The organism is Scytonema sp. PRP1 (assembly GCF_036697665.2).
Taxonomy (GTDB): domain Bacteria; phylum Cyanobacteriota; class Cyanobacteriia; order Cyanobacteriales; family Nostocaceae; genus Kalymmatonema; species Kalymmatonema gypsitolerans.
The window spans coordinates 127320-147083 of record NZ_JBAHYJ020000087.1; the positions used below are offsets into that span (position 1 = coordinate 127320).

General features: G+C 43.7%; 19 protein-coding genes. 5 read left to right on the top strand and 14 right to left on the bottom strand.

What is annotated here, in order from left to right; all coding sequences use genetic code 11:
* Nucleotides 1–138: 138 nt before the first annotated feature.
* Nucleotides 139–2727, bottom strand: coding sequence for an AAA-like domain-containing protein (locus tag V5G28_RS22525; RefSeq protein ID WP_332987660.1), 2589 nt, complete (start codon nt 2725–2727; stop codon nt 139–141).
* A 1055-nt stretch (nt 2728–3782) separates the two neighbouring features.
* Entirely contained in the window at nt 3783–4484 is a 702-nt protein-coding gene (locus tag V5G28_RS22530) for an NAD(P)H-dependent oxidoreductase (protein ID WP_332987661.1), read from the bottom strand.
* A gap of 76 nt (nt 4485–4560) precedes the next feature.
* On the opposite strand from V5G28_RS22530, the gene V5G28_RS22535 reads away from it, so the two are divergent.
* Complete coding sequence (locus tag V5G28_RS22535; protein ID WP_332987664.1) at nt 4561–4788, top strand: hypothetical protein; 228 nt, start codon at nt 4561–4563, stop codon at nt 4786–4788.
* A gap of 113 nt (nt 4789–4901) precedes the next feature.
* On the opposite strand, the gene V5G28_RS22540 is transcribed toward V5G28_RS22535, so the two are convergent.
* From V5G28_RS22540 to V5G28_RS22550, 3 genes are all read right to left on the bottom strand, one after another.
* Nucleotides 4902–5111 (bottom strand): hypothetical protein, encoded by a 210-nt coding sequence (locus tag V5G28_RS22540; RefSeq protein ID WP_332987665.1) that lies wholly within the window; start codon nt 5109–5111, stop codon nt 4902–4904.
* 77 nt (nt 5112–5188) lie between these two features.
* The gene (locus V5G28_RS22545; RefSeq protein ID WP_332987667.1) at nt 5189–5887 is read right to left on the bottom strand and encodes a glutathione binding-like protein; all 699 of its coding nucleotides are present in this window, start codon (nt 5885–5887) and stop codon (nt 5189–5191) included.
* 81 nt (nt 5888–5968) lie between these two features.
* Nucleotides 5969–6202, bottom strand: coding sequence for a GFA family protein (locus tag V5G28_RS22550; protein ID WP_332987669.1), 234 nt, complete (start codon nt 6200–6202; stop codon nt 5969–5971).
* A 186-nt stretch (nt 6203–6388) separates the two neighbouring features.
* On the opposite strand from V5G28_RS22550, the gene V5G28_RS22555 reads away from it, so the two are divergent.
* Nucleotides 6389–6511: a hypothetical protein gene (locus V5G28_RS22555; RefSeq protein ID WP_332987671.1), complete on the top strand. Its 123-nt coding sequence runs from the start codon at nt 6389–6391 to the stop codon at nt 6509–6511.
* A gap of 29 nt (nt 6512–6540) precedes the next feature.
* Here the strand turns inward: V5G28_RS22555 and V5G28_RS22560 are convergent, their stop codons facing one another.
* The 4 genes from V5G28_RS22560 to trxA form a co-directional block, all read right to left on the bottom strand.
* Nucleotides 6541–7212, bottom strand: coding sequence for a nitroreductase family protein (locus tag V5G28_RS22560; protein WP_332987672.1), 672 nt, complete (start codon nt 7210–7212; stop codon nt 6541–6543).
* A gap of 121 nt (nt 7213–7333) precedes the next feature.
* Nucleotides 7334–8446, bottom strand: a complete 1113-nt coding sequence (locus V5G28_RS22565; protein ID WP_332987674.1) for an alkene reductase — start codon at nt 8444–8446, stop codon at nt 7334–7336.
* Between the two features lie 271 nt (nt 8447–8717).
* The gene (locus V5G28_RS22570) at nt 8718–9512 is read right to left on the bottom strand and encodes an SDR family NAD(P)-dependent oxidoreductase (protein ID WP_332987676.1); all 795 of its coding nucleotides are present in this window, start codon (nt 9510–9512) and stop codon (nt 8718–8720) included.
* A gap of 175 nt (nt 9513–9687) precedes the next feature.
* Nucleotides 9688–10011 (bottom strand): thioredoxin, encoded by a 324-nt coding sequence (gene trxA, locus V5G28_RS22575; protein WP_332987677.1) that lies wholly within the window; start codon nt 10009–10011, stop codon nt 9688–9690.
* Between the two features lie 78 nt (nt 10012–10089).
* Between trxA and V5G28_RS22580 the strand changes: the two genes are divergently transcribed.
* Nucleotides 10090–10443 (top strand): ArsR/SmtB family transcription factor, encoded by a 354-nt coding sequence (locus V5G28_RS22580; RefSeq protein ID WP_332987679.1) that lies wholly within the window; start codon nt 10090–10092, stop codon nt 10441–10443.
* A 220-nt stretch (nt 10444–10663) separates the two neighbouring features.
* Here V5G28_RS22580 and V5G28_RS22585 read toward each other — a convergent pair whose 3' ends face one another.
* The 3 genes from V5G28_RS22585 to V5G28_RS22595 form a co-directional block, all read right to left on the bottom strand.
* Complete coding sequence (locus tag V5G28_RS22585) at nt 10664–13453, bottom strand: two-partner secretion domain-containing protein (protein WP_332987681.1); 2790 nt, start codon at nt 13451–13453, stop codon at nt 10664–10666.
* A 300-nt stretch (nt 13454–13753) separates the two neighbouring features.
* Nucleotides 13754–16138, bottom strand: a complete 2385-nt coding sequence (locus V5G28_RS22590) for an S-layer family protein (protein ID WP_336231289.1) — start codon at nt 16136–16138, stop codon at nt 13754–13756.
* The gene (locus V5G28_RS22595) at nt 16125–16712 is read right to left on the bottom strand and encodes a filamentous hemagglutinin N-terminal domain-containing protein (RefSeq protein WP_336231290.1); all 588 of its coding nucleotides are present in this window, start codon (nt 16710–16712) and stop codon (nt 16125–16127) included. Before V5G28_RS22595 ends, V5G28_RS22590 begins: the two co-directional genes overlap by 14 nt.
* Nucleotides 16713–16822: 110 nt before the next feature.
* On the opposite strand from V5G28_RS22595, the gene V5G28_RS22600 reads away from it, so the two are divergent.
* Complete coding sequence (locus tag V5G28_RS22600) at nt 16823–17008, top strand: hypothetical protein (protein ID WP_332987686.1); 186 nt, start codon at nt 16823–16825, stop codon at nt 17006–17008.
* A gap of 1 nt (nt 17009) precedes the next feature.
* Here the strand turns inward: V5G28_RS22600 and V5G28_RS22605 are convergent, their stop codons facing one another.
* Both V5G28_RS22605 and V5G28_RS22610 read right to left on the bottom strand, forming a co-directional pair.
* Entirely contained in the window at nt 17010–17138 is a 129-nt protein-coding gene (locus V5G28_RS22605; RefSeq protein WP_332987688.1) for a hypothetical protein, read from the bottom strand.
* 443 nt (nt 17139–17581) lie between these two features.
* Complete coding sequence (locus tag V5G28_RS22610) at nt 17582–18487, bottom strand: carbohydrate ABC transporter permease (protein ID WP_332987690.1); 906 nt, start codon at nt 18485–18487, stop codon at nt 17582–17584.
* Between the two features lie 100 nt (nt 18488–18587).
* Between V5G28_RS22610 and V5G28_RS22615 the strand changes: the two genes are divergently transcribed.
* The gene (locus tag V5G28_RS22615; RefSeq protein ID WP_332987691.1) at nt 18588–19310 is read left to right on the top strand and encodes a DUF3891 family protein; all 723 of its coding nucleotides are present in this window, start codon (nt 18588–18590) and stop codon (nt 19308–19310) included.
* Nucleotides 19311–19764: the final 454 nt, after the last annotated feature.

Sequence of the window (19764 nt, forward strand, 5' to 3'; positions counted from 1 at the left end):
GTTGCATGCAACGTAAGATTGTATTGGTTATCGTTTTTGCAAATTGTCTAATCAGCAATCGTATTGGGCTATGCCGTACAATATCTCAAAATTTCAAAAATATTATAAATGACTCGTATCGAAGGTTTCAGGTAATACTTAGCTTGCTGCAGTCAGGAACATCGGTTGAAAATACTGCCGATACAGCTGACAACTCGGTAAAGACTTATTGTTATCTAATTTAATCAACCCCATACTGCTTAACTTGTAAGCAACGATGGGTTCTAATTGTACGGGTTCAGACGCACTCATCACCGTATAAAGAGCAGATGCTAATTCTGGCTGCGCCTGCAAAGTTGCCCAATGACGCTGCATATGATGGTAATAAATACCTGTGGGTGTGGAAGCACTTTGCAGCAGTTGTGTTAGAGTGACTTCTGCACGGCTGAGGTGATAGAGTGCCAGGTGTACTAATGCAGGATGTCCTCCAACGACGTCCATCAATAATCTTGCTTCCTCATCGTCTGTCCAAGTCAGTCCAAAGCGCTGGGCTAACTGCTGCACCTGCTCTAAACTAAAACAGGTTAACTGAATCGGTAGTCCGACATTGAACGGGGACTGATGAAGCTGAAGGGGAACATAAACTTCAGTTGAGTGAACCACAATCAGGCGCAGCTTTTGCCAGATGGGCTGTCTTTTGGCGTCTTCATACCAGGAACGCAACAGAGGTAAAAATTCTTTCGCCACTTGCGGATGCTCAAAAATCTGGTTCACTTCGTCTAAAGCCAAAACCAGAGGAGAGTCAATTTGCTCTAGCACATAATTTCGCAAGTAGAGGGAGCAGCTCACTTTGCTGCCAATATCATCATCCCAATACTCGTCTAATCTTGGCTCAAGCTCAAGCTGGCGCGAGACGTTGGCACACAACCAGCGCAAAAAACGATTCAAATCGCTCACAATGCTTTGGTCAACTTGCTCCTGCAGGTTCAGGCTCACTGTCTGGTAGCCCATATGCTTAGCATATTCCAAAATCCTCAACAGCAGCGAGGTTTTACCCATTTCCTGAGGAGCTTTAATGCGAATCAAAGCTCCTGGGTTTATGATTTCTTCATAAACCTGTGCTTCAATTGAAGAGTGTTCAATGTAATAAGGAGAGTCAAGCGGAACTAAACCACTGGGGAAGCGAGGCGACATTTTCTGCTTGATATTGGGAAAAAAGTCCGTAGGAGGATTTTGTTCTGGTGGTGTTGTTTTTGAAAAAGTTTGTTCAGTGACATACGACTCGAGCAACACCCGGCAATTCTTTTTAGTCACACGCTTGCCGATGAGCTCAGACAATTTTTGGCGCAACTCTGGGGCGACTACGTTAGTAAAGTAGGCAGCACTGTAGCCCCCCTGCTGAGCAATTTGGTTGTAAGTTTGACTTTGCCAAATGCCCTGTAAAACCAGAATTTCTGTGTGATTGAGGGGGCGATTCTGGAATTCTAGTAGCTTGCCATTTAGTGTCTCTATGAGTGAATCGAGTGTCGTTGTTTTGGAGAGAATGGGAGTTGCTAGTTGGAATCTAATATTTGTTTTCACCCCTGTAGCATTCATCATCGAAGCCAGCATTGAGGAATCTGTTTTCTGTTTCCATTTATTCCGTGCATTGTGTGACCAAATCATAGGGGGTTCAGCAGGATTTTGGAAAATAGCTGGTAGCCACGTGGCACAGGGATATTCCCCCTCTAATCCTTGCAGTCTTTCGCGTGCAGAACGCACCGCAGCGTATAAAGACTTTCCAGACGAAAATTCAGCCAAAAAATACTTTAAAAATTCTTGAGCAACCACGTCTGGTACAGGCTCACGCATGACAATGACTTGTGGAATGTGCAAATCCTGAAGCTGTTGCGCCAAACCTAAACCATCACAAGAGTTGAAAATTGCTAGCTTCAAACCACGACTAATAGCTTGCTTGAGAGCATATTTTAATTGCTCCAAGGTTATCGTGTCTGTTTGATTAATTTGCAACAAACCTTTTTCTTTACTGCAACTATGACCTGCAAAAAAGAGAATATCCCAACCTTGTTGCCAAAGCTGCTCGTTTAAATAACTCAGATTCGGCTCTACTAAAAATTGAATTTCTGCTCGAGTTGATAATTTTTCTAAAAAACTTCTATCCTGACTGATATCAATTCCTTTACTATTCCCAAAAATTGCTAAAATTCTAACTTTATCTTTGCGATTATTTACAAGCAATTTATTTGGGGTTTGATACTCAGCACCACTCAAGGCAACTTCCGCATATGGATAATCCTCAAAGAACTTCCACAGATGCCAGGGAAGTCGTCGCAGCAAATTATCGTTGGTTTCAATAATGAAACGAATCTCTTCAGATGGTTTTAATTGTGTACGTAATTGCTGGTCAATTTTGCGAAACTTTGTTGAGTTGAGCCATGCATTCATTCTTTTTGACAACATCTGACATAAGTTATTAATGTCAGCTTCTGAAATATTAGTTACAGAACCTTCTTCAATTTCAAAATTATCGTCTATCTCGATATCAAGACGCCAACTCAAACGTTGATAGAAAGCATAGTAAACCGACTGCCAATTTTGGTAGAGTTCAGGAATTTTTGGTGCAGGTGGCAAACTCGCAGTAAATTTGGTCAGGTAAGGGTTGTCTGCTTCTCCAAGCTGTGCCGTAACACTGGCAAAGCCATCGTGTAGGTTTCCCTGACCTAAGTTTAAAACAACTAACCTACTCATAGCAGTTTGATCAAATAAAGGTCAAATCTAGAGGCGACGGATACTTGGCAAGGATGGAGGGAATCTAAACATACAACTCTCCTAGCGTAAGAACTGTTTCTCTTAGCGTAGAATTAAGTATGGAAGATAAAGTAAATATTTTTTCATTCTTTATACTTTACTCTTCATCCTTTTTTGGTCATAACATTAAATTTAGTCGATATTTTTCAGTGACTAGTTAGGCTTCTTGGTTTTTATGACAAAAATATAACATTTTTTTTTAAGCTTCATTTGACAATTCTTAATTTCCTAATATTTTTAGGAAAATTTAGCGTGAAATAGGTTGAGAATCTTTTTTTCATATGTTATGCTATAAGTTTATGGAAAATTTTAAATACGAAAATAATATTTATCTCATATATAGCAATCGCCAAGGTGATTAGGACAAAGACAAATTCTGAAACCTCGACCACTCAATCTTTTCCCTTCTGCCTTCTGCCTTCTGCCCTCTGCCTTTTGCTATATTATAAGAAATTTTTATAAAAGTTGAAATTGCTATAAAAAGCTATACCTGAACTAAAATTTATTCCTTGAGAAAGTCAAGCTATTATTTCGCTTCTAGCGTAGTACCCCTGCGACGCTGGGCTGCTTTGCAATCTACCCATTAAATGACTACAAAATCATCCGCCCCAAATACTTGTAACAGTTTGCACTTTTCTTACTAGCAAGAAAAACTGATATCAAGTTGGGCTCAGTACTGTTTGAAATTGTTAAATACCTAGATGTAGCAGTTAACATAAATCTAGAACTTACGCATTGTCAAAAAATTGATTATGTGAATTGAGCCCAATCTTGAGTTTTAAGTATTGTTTAGATGCATGACTTCGTCTCACTTAGAACCTTTATCTTGAGAATATGTATAAAAAGTGAGGAAGTGGAGAGGGTTTTGTAAATTTTTTGAACAAAAACCCGTTAAGTTTCCAGTTTAGTTAATGCACATAATCCTCTCTTTGTACAGTGCGTAAGTCCTAAAATCTACTAAATCTAGGTTGGCTTTACTATTTAACCAATTATCATCACTGCTTGAGTTGGAAATCTTCATCAAAGTCTGCAAGCGCTGGATAGACAATAGGAGGCGTTGCATTTACCATTAACAACCGCTGCTTGTACTCCTCCAAATAGGCTTGGCGACGTTCATCCCCAATCCGACTCGCATTCCAAACGATGAAAGGTGGCAAAACATCGAAACCCACAAAGCGAAAAATTCCGTGATTAATGGGATAAAGGATGGTATGAATATCACCGTTGATACCTATTTCAGTGTACATAGTTAATGGACCACCTGTGGTGAGAGACAGCATGGCTTTTTTGCCTTGGAATACTCCATTGTCATAAAACCTACCGCCGCCATAAATTCGCCCCATTGCAAAGACTCGGTCAACCCAACCCTTGAGGATACCAGGAAGTCCAAACCACCAAAGAGGAAACTGAAAAATCAGTACATCGCACCAGTCGAGTTTTTCCATCTCCGCTGTGATGTCCGGGGCGAAACCATCAACTTCGGTTGCATACATTTCTTCGGCTTGTTGCTTAAAGTAGTTTGGGTCTTTTTGAGAAGTGAAGTTGCGCTGATCCGAGACTGGGTTGAACTGCATAGCATAAAGGTCGGAAATAATGACTTCATGTCCTGTGGCTTTCAGGACTTCCTTGGCATAGCGAGTCAATGTACCATTGAAACTGTTAGGTTCTGGGTGGGCGTGAACAATAAAGAATTTCATAAATTTACATCCATCAAATTAATGGTATAAGAGCTACTAAAGGGGACTGGGGATTGGGCACTGTTGGATTGGGGTAATGGTAAGGGAGCCTCAAAATTATGTCCGGGGAAATATTGACCGAAGCCAAGTCGGGAGCATTTCCACTCTTGAGCCAGTCCCCAGTACCCAAGGAGAGGAGCACGCCTTCCTCCCTCACCAACGAGTACGTATGGTGCGGGACTCCGAAGCGCGACCAGTTGAAAGCAGAACTTTGCCTAATTCCTGGGTTATCCAACCGAATGACCTGATATTGCTTTACAACTGAGCGCATCAGTAGCGACCAGTAGATATGGTCGCACATAAAGCCAGCAATCATTCTTCAAAAGTCCACCCGTTCCCTGAATATCGTAGAATAGCTCAATTCCGTTAACCTGAATTTTAGGCATAGTCACTCATATTTTGGCGTTGCTGAACCAAAATATGAATCACGCGATTGCGCAGAGCGCAGTGCCCAAGGGGCGATTGGGCTTTAGCCCACTGCTTTCCCTTGCAATCGCCTAAGAAGGTGCAGTGAATCGACAATACCACAAATAAACACAGATGCACTTTTATCTGTGTCCATCTGTGTCCATCTGTGGTTTGTTTCATCCTCTAAATCCAGGAGGCTTTGAGAAGGGTGTGGGGAACGATGAGTTATTCTATTGACACTGCATGCAATATATGCATCAATTGTGAATCGTTTTCGCCGACTGATTGAATAACAATTCTCTAGACTTTTCTGGATCAAGTGCCTGATTTTTAAACGCTTCTGCCTTTTCGTAAGCACGAATTGTTGCCGGACGTGCCTTAATTGTCTCGAACCAGCGCTTCAAATTGGGAAAATCCTCTAACTTTTGGCTTTGGCTCTCATATGGCACAATCCAGGGATATGCAGCAATATCGGCGATGGAATAATTGCCAGCAACAAACTCTCTATCGGAGAGTCGCTTATCCAGCACAGCGTATAAACGTCCCGTCTCATTCACGTAGCGATTAATAGCATACTCAATCTTTTCGGGAGCGTAGTTGCTGAAGTGGTGGTTTTGTCCCGCCATTGGTCCCAAACCCCCCATTTGCCAGAATAACCATTGGAGGACTTCAACGCGTTGGTGCAAATCACTTGGAATCAACTTGCCAGTTTTTTCTGCCAAATACAACAAAATTGCACCCGATTCAAACACTGAAATTGGCTCGCCACCTCCTGCAGGTTCATGGTCAACAATCGCGGGGATACGATTGTTAGGAGAAATCTTGAGAAATTCCGGTTTAAACTGATCCCCAACGCCAATGTTGATAGGAACAATCGTGTAGGGTAGCCCGACTTCTTCTAAGAAAATAGTGATTTTATGTCCGTTTGGTGTTGTCCAATAGTAAAGTGAAATCATGGTTGTTTCTCCTAAATTATGTGATAGTTTTGTTTAGGTGAATGCTGTGTTAGAGATGCACGAACGCATTCTGCACCCCTGCTACTCGTATGACCGACCATCAACTACTCCAGGCTCTAGCTTAAAAGTATCAACGCCTTCCAAGCAGGCGACATTAATTCCATAAAAATCGGGAGCAACGCGGGGTCTGTGGAAGGGATAGATGCCGCAAACCTTACAGAAATAGTGCTTTGCTGTTTTTGTATGAAATTGGTAGAGGGTAAGATAGTCTTCGCCAGCTATCAAAGTGAATTGTTCTGCGGGAACGCGATGCATAATTGCACCTCATCATTTCAGCACTAACTAAGTACACGGTTTCATAAATTCGTGGTGAATTGAGAGTTTAAGTTTAAACGCAGAGGGACGCAGAGTATAGCGCAAAGGAACGCAAAGTTTGTTTTTTGTCTATTCGTTACAAACTTAGGCAAAGCTGTACTAAGAGCTAGATATGAGGCTATGGACATGGTTTTTTCTCTGGTAGATGATGATTTTGGTGCGATTGACTTTGGAGCTAAGTCAATTGCAGATGAGCATTGGCAAATAGACTGTACTTCGCTACTGCCTATCTGCCAATGCTTATCATGAATCTCTTTTATCTTGGTAGATTATTTAGTTCAACCTTTATAAGGGTTTCCTACTTTATCTACAAAGACGTTGTACGCAAATGGCAAACGTCCGGGATCGCGACGCGATTCTGCTGCATATCCAACAGGTACAAGAAGAGCGATCGCAATATCTGGATTGTCTGCAGCACCAATCACCTCCTTGACTTTCTCTTCAATCCAACCATTCATAAAGCAGGTGGACAAGCCTAGGCTTTCTGCTGCTAGCACCAAATGAGTCGCAGCAATGACAGCATCTTTAATTGCATATTCCCGCCGCTTGTCTCCAAGTCCTGCTTGATGCTGCGGGATAGCGGTTTTAAAGTAGTTTACCGTGCCCTCAGTCCATGCCCCAGTTGCAAGTCCTTGCTCATAAATAGGGGTCAAGTCTTGTTCGCCAGCAGTAGCGTCAGCAGCAAAGACAAAGGTCACAGGCGCTTCGACAATTTGCTTTTGATTCCAAGCGGCTGCAGAAAGAGCTGCCTTTTGCTCTTCATCTTGTACAAGAATGATCCGCCAATCTTGAATGTTATAGCTACTGGGCGCTGCTACAGTTAGCTCAACAAGTTGCTTGAGTAGTTCTGGGGATATGGGGTCTGGTTTGAAACTTTTGATAGAACGACGCTGAATAATCGCGCTAGGTACATCCAGAGGTTTGGTTTGAAGGCTAAGTTCTTGAACCATTGGATCTGTCCGTTAATTTTTAAGAAGATTATAAGGGTGTAAGGGTGTAAAGGTGTGAGGGTGTGAGGGTGTAAGGGGGAAGAATTTTTTTGTAGTATACTTTAAAAAACACATTCTTCCCCTACACCCCTACTAAAGAAGGGTGTTGCTCTTCCACCGTAGGATAATCGGTATACCCCTTTTCCCCACCGCCATAAAAGGTTGTCGTATCTGCCTCCGTCAGCGGTGCATTCAGAGCAAAGCGTCGGGGTAGATCCGGATTTGATATAAATAGTGTGCCAAAGGCAACTAAGTCTGCTTCTCCTTTTGCCAAGACTGCATCGCCTTTTTCACGGGTATATCCACCATTGACTATCAATGTACCTTTGTAACGCTCCCGTATGTGACTGGTTGGCACTACTGTCCCACCATGCCTAATGTCTGCTTCTATCGCCTCAAAGATGTGCAGATATGCTAAATCAAACTGGTTCAACGCTTGAGCTGCGTAACCAAAAGTTACTAGCGGATTCGAGTCTTGGATATCGTTAAATGTTCCACTGGGAGATAAGCGTACCCCTACGCGTTTTGCACCCCAGACACCAACAACCGCCTCGGTGACCTCCAAAAGTAGTCGGGCACGATTTTCCACGGAACCGCCATAGTTATCTGTGCGCTGATTCGTACCATCCCGGAGAAATTGGTCAAGTAAATAACCATTAGCTCCGTGAACCTCCACCCCATCAAAGCCTGCAGCCAGAGCATTTTCTGCCCCTTGGCGATATTGTTCGATAATTTCGGGAATCTCTGACGTTTCCAAAGCGCGAGGAGTCACATATGGTTTCATGCCTTGATAGGTGAGTAGCTGACCCTTGGGTGCGATCGCAGAAGGTGCTAGCGGTAACTCGCCATTCGGTTGGAAATCTGGGTGTGAAATGCGTCCTACATGCCAGAGTTGCAAGAAAATTCTCCCTCCATGCTGATGCACTGCATCTGTGACTAACTTCCAACCCTCTACTTGTTCTTGTGAGTGAATTCCTGGTGTGTAAGGATACCCTTGACCTTGTGGAGAAACCTGAGTTGCTTCAGCAATAATCACCCCTGCAGAGGCACGTTGGACGTAGTAGGTGGCATTGAGTTGGTGCGGCACATTACCTTCACCTGCCCGTTGTCGGGTTAAGGGAGCCATCACTATGCGGTTGGGCAGTTCTAAATGACCTAACTTGTAGGGAGAAAGTAAGTTAATGTTATTGTTCATGGGTTAAATCTCTAAATTGTGTATTTTGTTTTGCCAAAAATTAAAATTCCTGGTTGACAACCAAAGTCAGTTCAATCTGATAACTTGCACAATTCTCAACAAGGAGGAGGCTCTAGCCTCCCAGCCCTCGTTCCCAGGCTCAGCCTGGGAACGAGAATATAGAGGCTCCGCCTCTTATTGATATTCGTGCAAGATGTCAGTTCAATCAGTCATTAGTTCTCAGTGAGCAGGCTGATGAAACTGATAACTGATAACTGGTAACTGATAACTGTTAAACAACTGACCGCACAACACCGCCATCTACCCGCAAAGCTGCACCATTAGTGGCTGAAGCTATGGGACTGGATAGATAAACAACCATCGCCGCGACTTCGTCAGTTGTTGCAAAGCGTTTGATCAGAGAAGTTGGACGAATATTCTTCAAAAAGTCTGCTTCGGCTTCACTAGGACTGATACCACGCTCTTTTGCCATTTTTGCTACAAAGCCTTCCACGTTCTCTGACCGAGTCGGTCCTGGAAGAACAGAGTTTACTGTGACTTGAGTCCCAACGGTCAATTCTGCTAAACCCCTGGCAACGGCAAGCTGAGCCGTTTTGGTCATGCCGTAGTGAATCATATTGGCAGGAATTTGAATGCCGGACTCACTGGAAATAAAAATGATACGTCCCCAGTCTTGCTCTAACATCTTTGGCAGGTATTGACGACTCAAGCGCACTCCACTGAGAACGTTAGCTTCAAAGTAGTCGAACCAATCCTCATCGGTAATATCGGAAAATGCCTTGAACTCGAAAATACCAAGATTGTTGACGAGAATATCAATGCTAGGAACTTGTTGAAAGACTTGCTCTGCTCCTTCTTTTTTTGCAAGGTCGGCGGCGACACCGGAAACTTTTGCTTCTGGGTGGCTTTGCTGAATTTTGTCTATAGCCTGTTCGACTCGTTCAACAGAACGTCCATTAATAATAACTGATGCACCTTCTTGTGCCAATCCTCGAGCGATCGCAAAACCAATACCTGCAGTTGAACCACTCACCAGCGCGGATTTACCATGCAATTTCAAGTCCATTGCGCTCACTCCAGCAAATGATAGGATTTACGCATTATGCTTGCCTGTCAAGACTTGGTGTGAGGTGTGAGGTATAAGCTCAGTATTTTATCCCTTATTTCCTACACCCGTCCAAATCTTAATTCGTAATTGAGTGATTTCTGACAAAGTAGCAATTATCAATTACAAATTATAACTACAGATACTGGGCTAAGGTCTTGCTCAAGGTAGTTTTTGGCACTGCCCCCACTACCGTATCGACTTGCCGACCCCCCTTAAACACTAAGAGCGTAGGAATGCTGCGAATCCCATAATGGCTCGCAACAGTAGGATTTTCATCTGTGTTTAACTTCACTACTTTTACCTGTCCTGTGTATTCAGTAGCAATCTCATCTACCACGGGAGCCACCATACGACAAGGTCCACACCAAGGTGCCCAAAAGTCTACCAACACTGGAACTGCACTTTCAAGGACTTCTTGCTTGAACGTAGATTCTGTGACATTTGCAACGGATGACATATTCGTCCTCCTATTAGTTCGTTAATTCGATATTATCGAATAATTAAAATATAGTCTACTTAATGAGATAATGCAAGTATGAGACTGCTATATCATCCAGACCGAAAACATATTTCTTTAGCAGCAGTGCTGTATGCGTTAGGTGATCCAGTGCGGCTGGAAATTGTGCGGCGGTTGGCAACTCAGGGAGAGCATTGCTGTGCTGACTTCGATTTTGCCATTGCCAAGTCTACCATGTCCAATCACTTCAAGATTTTGCGGGAGTCAGGTGTCGTCTTGACTCGCAAAGAAGGAACACAGCACATTAATATGTTGCGCACAGAAGATTTGGATGCACTTTTTCCGGGGTTGCTGGACGCTGTGTTGCGCTCAGCTAAACCTTTGTGTGTTGGCTCCTCAAGTTATCAAAAAGCGGGATCACAGCAAGTTTAATGAGTAAAGAGGTTTTTGTCAGCACTTTTATGATGAGATTTTTAGGAAAAATCTGGTAATATCATGTCCGTTCAATTACCCACAAAACCCGGAAAACCCCACCCCTAACCCCTCCCCGCAAGCGAGGAGGGGAAGTTTGGTGTAGCCAAAAGGGGGGTGGGGTGCTGTGATTATGGGTAATTTGGCTCTTGGGCGATCGCCCTTCTTTCCCCTGCCAAAATCATTTCTTTTGACAAGCAGCAGTAGAACCCAAGTTAGCATTGGAAGCATGGGAGATGAGGGTAACATTCCCCTTGCCGTCGAACACCCACCCCGTAGCTGGTAGAATCTTCACCGCATCATCTTTAATTGGTGGTTTGGTAGATGGTTTCTCTGAGCGCTGTTGGGATGTGATATTTGGTATGCGATTATCTGACCACAGGACATCAGAACTGAGGGGTTCGTAGGGGCTGGGAGGTAAACCGCCACGTCCAGTTATAGTAAAGCTATTACCCTCTCCTTCGGCAAAGGCGGCACAGCTAGTGTCTATGATATTTGATGTATCGGCTACTACTGTAGGCAGTTCAACAGATTCCAACCTCTGCTCAACATCGGCTCGATTAATTGTTATCTCACCACTGATTCCACTTTGAGAAAAAGCAGTGATATCATTGTTTGGCGTTAACTCAAAGCTAGGCTGGATTCCAAACAGACCAGACGTGTTAATCTCGATTTGACCACCAATGCCAGTAAAAGCGTTCGCGGTGATGTCGCTATTTTCATTAGGGACTGCGACAATGATACCATCACGAGCGTTAATAGTGATGTTGCCGCCATCACCACCCTGCTGTGCACTACCCGCAGTGGCAGAGATTTGACTACCATTGCGTAACAGCAAGAAGTTAGCAACATCTAATTTGAGATTGCCACCATTGCCAGAGGTAGTGCTTGCATCAATCCGACTCTGATTATCAAGCTTAATGGTATCTGCTACAATCTCCAAAGTACCAGCATTTCCATTACCTGTACTTGAAACTCGCAATTTTCCTTCACTGTCAAGATTTACGGTTTTTGCCCGTACCTGAAGGTTTCCTGCATTGCCACTGCCTGTGGTTTGCACACTGATTTCACTATTACTGATTTCTAAAAATTGAGCATTGACAGTAATTTGTCCAGCGTTACCCGTGCCTGAACTGTTACTATCAATACCTGTAGTGTCCATTTGTAAAGAATTTGCGGAGATGTTGATTTTTCCAGCGTCACCCCCGCCAAAAATATTAGTTTTTATACCACTATAGGAAATGACAAAAGAGCCTGCGACATTAATGTTGATGTCTCCAGCTTTTCCTATGCCACTTATATTTTCGGCATTTTGAGCTAAGATTCCCGAATACTCCAACAAAAAAGAATTTGCACTAATATTGATGTTTCCATTATCACCGCTCCCGAAGCTTTCAGTAATTATACCTGAGTCTTGTACTTTCAAAGAGTCGGCGACTTGAATGTTGATTTCTCCAACTTTACCTGGATTGGCTGTACGGCTAAACACTCCTGAGTTATCAAGTTGTAAAGAATTTGCACTAATGTTGACTTTTCCAGCGTTATCCGTGACACTATCGCTAATTATACCTGCACTATTGACCACCATAGAGCCGGCGACTTGAATGTTGACGTCTCCGGCTTTTGCTGTGCTATTTCGCTCTGTACTGCTTTCGACGCCTGAACTTTCAAGCAAAAAAGAATTTGCGCTGATGTTGATGTTTCCAGCGCCACCGGTGTCCCATGCTTGAGTTCTCACGCCACTCTCATTCGCAATCGTGATGTTGTTGGCAACCAGGTTAACTTGTCCGCCCTTACCCGTGCCCCATGCCGCAGTTTCCACGTTACCGAAATTTTCAAACCTGATGTTGTCGGCAACCAGGTTAATTTGTCCGCCGTCACCCGTGCTTGATGCTTGAGTGATCACCTTAGCCAGATTCTCAAACGTGATGTTGTTGGCAACCAGTTTAATTTGTCCGCCATTAAGCGAACTGTAGGTGTTCGCTCTGATGTTGGACTCATTGAGGAGTATCTTCTCGCCGACAACGCTAATTTCTCCCCCATTTCTATCGCCAAGGGTATCAGCTTGTACAATTGACTGCTGAGTGAAACTGATGTTCCTACCAGTCATCGCAATCGAACCACCACCTACTCCTGTAGCACTCATAAACGTTTTCTGTGAAAACTGAATGTCGCCAAAACTAGGAGCGTCATAACTGAGCTTCCAACCTTGTTGTATTGGCGCGAGGCTCACAACTCCATTACTGCCAACACTGCCGATTTCAATACGTCCGGATGGTGACTTGAGAACGCCACCGGAGCTAGACACATTACCTCCCACGAGTGCTAAGGTTTGCCCCTCTTTGACTTGCAATCCCGTAAAGCTAGTGTCAATTGGGGGACTGGCTTGTCTGATGGAAACATCCTCTGCCTTGGCAATATTCTCATAATTAATATCGTGTCCAGGTCCTTGTACCTGAATTGGTCCTGGATTGCTGCCCATGTTTAGCCCCAAAGGTGCGGTTATTGTCAATAGGGGTAAGTCTTGTGATGGAGTCGCACTGAATTTAGTACCATCAGCAAAATTTACACTGTTAGCAGTACTTGCAATAAACGAACCCCCAATATTCAAACTGGCATTCGGTCCAAATACAATTCCATTGGGATTTATCAAAAACAGGTTAGCTGTCCCTAAGGTGCGAATCAACCCATCAATATTAGATATCGACCCACCTGTCACTCGACTGATAATGTTTTGAATATCTACACTATTGTTAAACAAAGCTCCGCCACCAGTGGGAACAGAAAACTGTTGGAAGCTGTGGAACAGATTAGTGCCTGCTTGTGTTCCACCTGTGATATTGAAGGTATTGCCATTTATGTTGACAATGGAATTATTTGGTAAAGTGGCGTCTGGGGTAATTTGAGCAGAAGCGCAATTGCACCAAAAAGCTGTCGCAATTCCAATAAACCAAGCCCCACAAGTACTCATCCTAAACATTGCACCCTCCAGCACCTTGATTGCAGTTGCGCCTGACTTCAGTTAACCACGATTTGTTACAACGTAAGAAATCAGGTTATAAGCTGTATACGCGCCTATCCGCACTCATATCGGTCCTCGCGCCTGCGCAGGTACGCGTACATAATCTAGAAAAATTTTTCAATTTAAGCTCAAAGGTGAAAGTTGGGCGATTTTTGAGGTTGGCAGAGCGATTGCGCGTTCGCGTAGCGTGTCCCTTTGGGACGAGAGCGCAGTGCTATGCAGGGCAATCGCCCTCCTTTCCTGTCCAAATCATTTCTTTTGACAAGCAGGAGTAGAACCGAAGTTATTGGCATTGGATGCATGGGAGATGAGGGTAACGTGCCCCTTCCCGTCAAATACCCACCCCGTCGCAGGTACAATCTTCACCGCATCATATGCAGTCGGTGGTTTGGTAGATGGTTTCTCTGTGCGCTGTTGGGATGCGATATTTGGTATGCGATTATCTGACCACAGGACATCAGAACTAAGGGGTTCGTAGGGGCTGGGAGGTAAACCGCCACGTCCGGTGATCGTAAAACTGCTTTTTTGTGTGTCAGAATCTGTGCTGGCAATAGCACCACAGCTAGTGCTTGCTATTAGCTCTGATGTATCTGTTAACGCTATGGGCAGTTCTACAAATCCCAAGGTTTGGTCAACATCGGGTGTGTTCAACGTGACGGTTCCAGTAGCAACAATATCGCTTTCTGGTGTTAGTTGTTGCCGAAATTGAGTGCCAAAGATTCCTTGAGCATTGACTCGAATATTGCTACCAGGACTTCGTCCAAAACCAGTTGCAATAATATCACTGTTTTCTAAAGGAAAAGCGATTACGAATTTTGTGTTGATATCGATATTGCCGTCAATCCCGTCCTGACCTGCAACACCACTAGTAGCAGATATTAAACCTCTACTACGCAACAAAAGTAAGTTTCCTATCGTAAGCCCGATATCTCCACCTCTACCTGTTGTGGATTCCGCGAATACACCAGTAGGTGAGCTATTTCTACTGTCTCCATTCACTGAAACTTTATCTGAGGCTTGAATTGTTATAGTACCTGCATCTCCTTCTCCTAAACTGCTGGCAACTAATTGAGCACCATTATCCACAGCCAGTTCATTTGTAGTAATTTTAATGGCTCCGGCATTCCCCACTGCGTTTTCTTCCACTGCACTAAAAGCACCACTGGATGAGCCACTGGTGTCAGCACCACTAAATACTGAATTAACAGTATTAACATTGATAGTACCTGCATTTCCCTTGCCATAGGTGCTTGTAGTTAGCTGGGCACCATCAGTGACACTGAGTAACCTAGCGGAGATATTTATGTTTCCACTATTACCTTGTGCGTTTGGCAAGATAGTTTGCGGACGAGGTTCAATGGTAACTTTGGGAACAGGTCCCTTATCATCATATTCGACATTAATTACTTTAATTACTGGTGCTGATGTAGAACCAAGTGTGTTGTATACGCCACTTTTAGCGCCACTGAGTGAAATCGTATCTGCTTTTAAAGTTATTTCGCCTGCGTTGCCGCTACCTAAAGCGCTAGTAGCTACCTGTGATCCATCTTGTACAAGCAATGTACGAGCGTTTAACGTCAAATCTCCTGCATCGGCCGTGCTATTGGTCTCAGTATTTATACTTGAACGTTTTAATACTATACTGTCTGCGACATTAAGATTGATTTCTCCGGCTTGACCTGTGTTCTCCGTACGACTGCTGAGCACCGAAGAGTTTTCAATCAGCAAAGAATTTGCCGCAATAACGTTTATCACTCCGCCATTACCTGCACCATAGTTATAGCTGACTAGCCCACTATTATTAACTTCAAAAGAATTAGCTTCAACGTTTATCACTCCGCCATTACCTGCACCATAGTTATAGCTGAGTAGCCCACTATTATTAACTTCAAAAGAATTAGCTTCAACGTTTATCACTCCGCCATTACCTGCACCATAGTTATCGCTGACTAGCCAACTATTATTAACTTCAAAAGAATTAGCTTTAATGTTTATTGCTCCGCCATTCCCTGTAGCTCCAGAAGAGGTTTTGCTGACTAGCCAACTGTAATCCCTGGCAACAAAAGAATTCTTAGCTATGATGGTAATGTCTCCCGCGCTTCTCGATGCTGTTGCCTGAGTTCCTCCACCACCGTTATTCTTCAACGTAATGTTGTTGGCTTCCAGCTTTATTTGTCCGCCATTGCCAGAACTGAAGCTGTTAGCGCCGATGTTGGATCTATCGACATCGATCGCATCCCCAAGGATACTAATTTGTTGCCCATTTTTGTCGCCCAGCGTATCAGATCGTAGTATTGATTCAGAGCTTATATTGATATTTCTACCAGTAATTGCGATCGCACCACCGCCATCTCCTGTTGCACTTAGAAACGATTTCTCTGTTAACCCGATGTCTGCAAAACTGGTTGTGCCTTCATAACCCAGCTTCCAACCTTGTTCTATCGACGCGAGACTTACGGTCCCATTGCTACCAACACTGCCGATTTCAATACGTCCTGCTGGTGACTTGAGAATGCCACCCGAAATTGACACATTCCCTCCCACCAGTCCTAAGGTTTTCCCCTCACTCACTTCCAATCCTGGTTGGCTACTGTTAAGACGGGGATTGGGTTGATTGGCTTTAGCCGTTATCATACTCGATGATATCCTTTTCATATGAAAATTCGTGCCCTGGTCCGTTCACCTGAATTTCTTTAGGATTTGCCCCAAATTGCAACCCCAGTGGAACGCTGATCGTTAATAGAGGAGTGGCACCAGGATTGGTTGCGCTAAATTCCGTACCATCGGCAAACTTCAGACTGCTGGCAGTACTACCAATAAACGAACCTCCAATATTTAACCGTGCATTCGGTCCAAAAACAATGCCATTGGGATTTATCAGGAATAAGTTAGCAGTGCCGTTCGCTCGGATTAAACCATCAATATTAGAGATTGACCCACCTGTTACACGGCTAATAATGTTCCCAATGTCAACCGTATTGTTAAAGAAAGCTTCGCTACCAGTGGGAACAGAAAACTCTTTGAAGCTGTGGAACAAGTTGCTACCCGCTTGAGTTCCGCCAGTGATATTTATGATATTACCAGAGGGTGTGACGATAGAATTATTCGGTAGAGTGGCATCTGGTGTAATTTGAGCCAAGGCACAATTGCACCAGAAAGCTGTTGGAATTCCGATCAACCAAGCCCAACGAGTACTTATGGCAAACATTCCATCCCTCCAGCACTTTGATTGCAGTTGTGCTATTACTTAGTAAACCACGATTTGTTACAACGGTAGAAATCAAGTTTTAAGCTGTATACGCGTCTATCCGCAGTCATATGCACGCGATCACGCCTGTGCGAATGCGTGTACATAATCTAGAAAAATTTTTCAATATATATAAGGTGAAAGTTGAGCGAATTTTGAGGTTGCGAGAGCGATCGCACGAAGTGCAGTGTCAGGAGAGCGATCGCCCCAAGTGCAGTGTTAGGAGAGCGATCGCCTGTGCAAGTGCATGTACATAATCTAGAAAAATTTTTCAATATATATAAGGTGAAAGTTGAGCGAATTTTGAGGCTGCGAGAGCGATCGCCCGAAGTGGAGTGTCGTTTGAGCGATCGCCTCAAGTCCAGTATCAGGAGAGCGATCGCCCATCACCTGAGGAAAATAAAAACCCCCTTTTCTATGTTAAGGGGGCGAGGTGTGGTTTCATACTTCTGTAAGCTGTTAATTATTAGTTGCAGACAAACCTAACTTATGCAGTTCCCGCTAAGCTCTAAGCTGTTGTGCCTTTAAGAAAGCACAATTTGGGGAATAGGATGCCATTGGTGTCTATTTAACGCTTAAAGTTTTACCGCACATTGAGTTACCCGACACGCCAGTCGCCTGCGGAGGGAAACCCTCCTGCAGCGCTGGCTTCCCTTAATCCCCTCCCCTTGGCAAGGGGAGGGGAGGTTTTGGCGCAAGACAAAACCGGGGTGGGGTAAAGCCAACGTGGAATAAAGGTTTAAACGTGATTATTGACACGCATGGCACGATGCCCACCCCACAAGAATTTCATTTAAATATGGTATGCAAATTAGAGGATTTTCAGCTTATCATGCTGTGATATTATCGCCGCCTTGTTGATTAATCATTAATCGCACAATGGATAGCCCTAAAATGATTAGGAATAGCACTAACCCAATTGTGCAAGCATAGCTAATTTCCAAATTGGTAAATGCTTGTTCATATAAATAGTAAACAATTGTTTTCGAGCTATTGCGTGGTCCGCCTTGGGTCATGATGTAAACTTCTTCAAACACTTTGGTGGCAGAAATAGCGGAAATGACGGCAACCAGAGCTATATATGGTTTCATCAAAGGTACAGTGATATCCCAATGCTTACGGACACCGTCTGAACCATCAATTGCTGCGGCTTCGTAGATATCAGTGGGGATGGATTGCAACCCAGCTAAATAAATTACCATGTAGTAGCCCAATCCTTTCCATATGGTCACAGCCATCACGCTGTACAATGCAAAGCGGGGACTCGTAAGCCAGGGAATTCCTTCTGGGAAAATACCCTTGAGCAACTGATTGAGTAAGCCATTTTCTGCATACAGCCATTTCCAGGCAATTCCTGCAACCACCATTGAAATGACTACTGGCGTGTAGTATGCAGCTCGAAACCAGTGCATTAAGCGCAGTTTCTGATTGACTAAAATTGCTAGTGCTAAGGGAGCAATAACTAAGATTGGTACGACACCCACAAGGTACAGCAAGGTGTTAACCAAGGTTTGCCAAAAAACTGGATCCTTCGACAAGCGCTGGAAGTTGGCAAAACCCACCCATTGCGGCATCTGAGTCAAATCATATTCGTAGCGGGTAAAGCTGAGGTAAAACGCTTGCAGTGCGGGCCAAAAGACGGTTAATGCCAAGATAACCATTGCCGGCAGCAAAAATAAGTAAGGAGTCAGTCGCTGTGAGATCAGAACCCAATCTTTGGCTGTCAATCTATTCATAGGATGCTTTTTTTCGTGCTGTTGAGGGATGAATTACCGCCTTGGATAAGTGCAAGATGAAAGAGCAAATTAATATTACACAAGCCATTAAGCCTAATTCATGATTGCTAATTTACATGAGAAAGGATGGGAAGTTATTTACCATCGCGCCCACGCTTTACTTGCTGCTCAAATAGCGGGACATTGGCATCCAGATAAACGCCCACTGCGTTGGCTAGAGACAATTGCGGCAATTTCCCATCACGACGATTTGGAAAAGGAATGGGAAGGCAATCACCTCACTGAAGCTGGCGCACCGCTAGATTTTACCCTAGCCAAGGGAACTGATGTAAACAAGTTGCGGCAACTTGCACAAAATGCCCGATATCGCGGACGATGGGTAGCTATGCTGATTTCTATGCACATGAGCTTTCTTAATGAAGGTAAGCGTGGAGAATCACCAGAATTGGATAGCTTTTTAGACGAACAACTCCAGCATCAAGAGAAATGGCGTCATGAGTTGAATATTACAAAAGACGAAGCAGCGCAAGCTTATGAGTTTTTTCAATGGTGCGATCGCCTTTCACTCATCCTCTGCAACCACGTGTTACCTGTGGGTGAACGTGCCTTAGAAATTGCGACTCTACCAGACGGCAACCGCTACGATGTGATAGAGTCTGCTGATGGGGTAACAGTAAAACCCTGGCCCTTCCTTGAAGAAAAGTTTACTGTCAATGTCGAAGCCACCTACCTGGAGCAATTGAAGTTTGACAGTAACGAAGAACTGACACAAGCGCTTCAAACAGCACCGATAAAAACCTTAGAGTGGACTTTTGTTCGGTAGCTTTAGCAGTCATTTATAAAGTAAAGATTAAATTTTAGTAACGTACCATTTTTAATGGTGCGTTACTTTCTTTTAACCTACCCAATGCATCAATACGCTTGGTGATAAGACTAGAACCCTTATCACGACGACAATGTAGAGACGCAAATCCCACCAAAAATCCTTAACTGAACTGTATTGCCCTATTTCGCCCCCAAAAATATCTACAAGGAAAAAAGGGTAAAAGTAAGGTTAAAGTGGGGTTTACTTAATCTTAACTTTGGATAAAAATAGGTAATCTTGTGTTGGAAGGAAGTCAAAAGATTAACTTTCGACCATCAACTCTAAGTCCAAGAAATGATAATGTGAAAGAGATTCAGGGTTTAGGCAGAAAATTTCCGAAATAACAAATTCACGTAGGGGCAATTCACGAATTACCCCTACAAAACGTTGATTTCGCCTAAGTCCTAAGATT

Excerpts from the sequence above, each read along its gene's own strand:
- V5G28_RS22535 (WP_332987664.1), top strand. The coding sequence starts at position 4,561 with ATGGTAAGGGAGCCTCAAAATTATGTCCGGGGAAATATTGACCGAAGC.
- V5G28_RS22610 (WP_332987690.1), bottom strand. The coding sequence starts at position 18,487 with ATGAATAGATTGACAGCCAAAGATTGGGTTCTGATCTCACAGCGACTG.
- V5G28_RS22605 (WP_332987688.1), bottom strand. The coding sequence starts at position 17,138 with ATGGGCGATCGCTCTCCTGATACTGGACTTGAGGCGATCGCTCAAACG.
- V5G28_RS22600 (WP_332987686.1), top strand. The coding sequence starts at position 16,823 with ATGCACGCGATCACGCCTGTGCGAATGCGTGTACATAATCTAGAAAAA.
- V5G28_RS22555 (WP_332987671.1), top strand. The coding sequence starts at position 6,389 with ATGGTTTTTTCTCTGGTAGATGATGATTTTGGTGCGATTGACTTTGGA.
- V5G28_RS22525 (WP_332987660.1), bottom strand. The coding sequence starts at position 2,727 with ATGAGTAGGTTAGTTGTTTTAAACTTAGGTCAGGGAAACCTACACGAT.
- V5G28_RS22550 (WP_332987669.1), bottom strand. The coding sequence starts at position 6,202 with ATGCATCGCGTTCCCGCAGAACAATTCACTTTGATAGCTGGCGAAGAC.
- V5G28_RS22570 (WP_332987676.1), bottom strand. The coding sequence starts at position 9,512 with ATGGACTTGAAATTGCATGGTAAATCCGCGCTGGTGAGTGGTTCAACT.
- V5G28_RS22540 (WP_332987665.1), bottom strand. The coding sequence starts at position 5,111 with ATGAAACAAACCACAGATGGACACAGATGGACACAGATAAAAGTGCAT.
- V5G28_RS22560 (WP_332987672.1), bottom strand. The coding sequence starts at position 7,212 with ATGGTTCAAGAACTTAGCCTTCAAACCAAACCTCTGGATGTACCTAGC.
- V5G28_RS22530 (WP_332987661.1), bottom strand. The coding sequence starts at position 4,484 with ATGAAATTCTTTATTGTTCACGCCCACCCAGAACCTAACAGTTTCAAT.
- V5G28_RS22545 (WP_332987667.1), bottom strand. The coding sequence starts at position 5,887 with ATGATTTCACTTTACTATTGGACAACACCAAACGGACATAAAATCACT.
- V5G28_RS22590 (WP_336231289.1), bottom strand. The coding sequence starts at position 16,138 with ATGATAACGGCTAAAGCCAATCAACCCAATCCCCGTCTTAACAGTAGC.
- V5G28_RS22585 (WP_332987681.1), bottom strand. The coding sequence starts at position 13,453 with ATGAGTACTTGTGGGGCTTGGTTTATTGGAATTGCGACAGCTTTTTGG.
- V5G28_RS22580 (WP_332987679.1), top strand. The coding sequence starts at position 10,090 with ATGAGACTGCTATATCATCCAGACCGAAAACATATTTCTTTAGCAGCA.
- trxA (WP_332987677.1), bottom strand. The coding sequence starts at position 10,011 with ATGTCATCCGTTGCAAATGTCACAGAATCTACGTTCAAGCAAGAAGTC.
- V5G28_RS22565 (WP_332987674.1), bottom strand. The coding sequence starts at position 8,446 with ATGAACAATAACATTAACTTACTTTCTCCCTACAAGTTAGGTCATTTA.
- V5G28_RS22615 (WP_332987691.1), top strand. The coding sequence starts at position 18,588 with ATGATTGCTAATTTACATGAGAAAGGATGGGAAGTTATTTACCATCGC.
- V5G28_RS22595 (WP_336231290.1), bottom strand. The coding sequence starts at position 16,712 with ATGTTTGCCATAAGTACTCGTTGGGCTTGGTTGATCGGAATTCCAACA.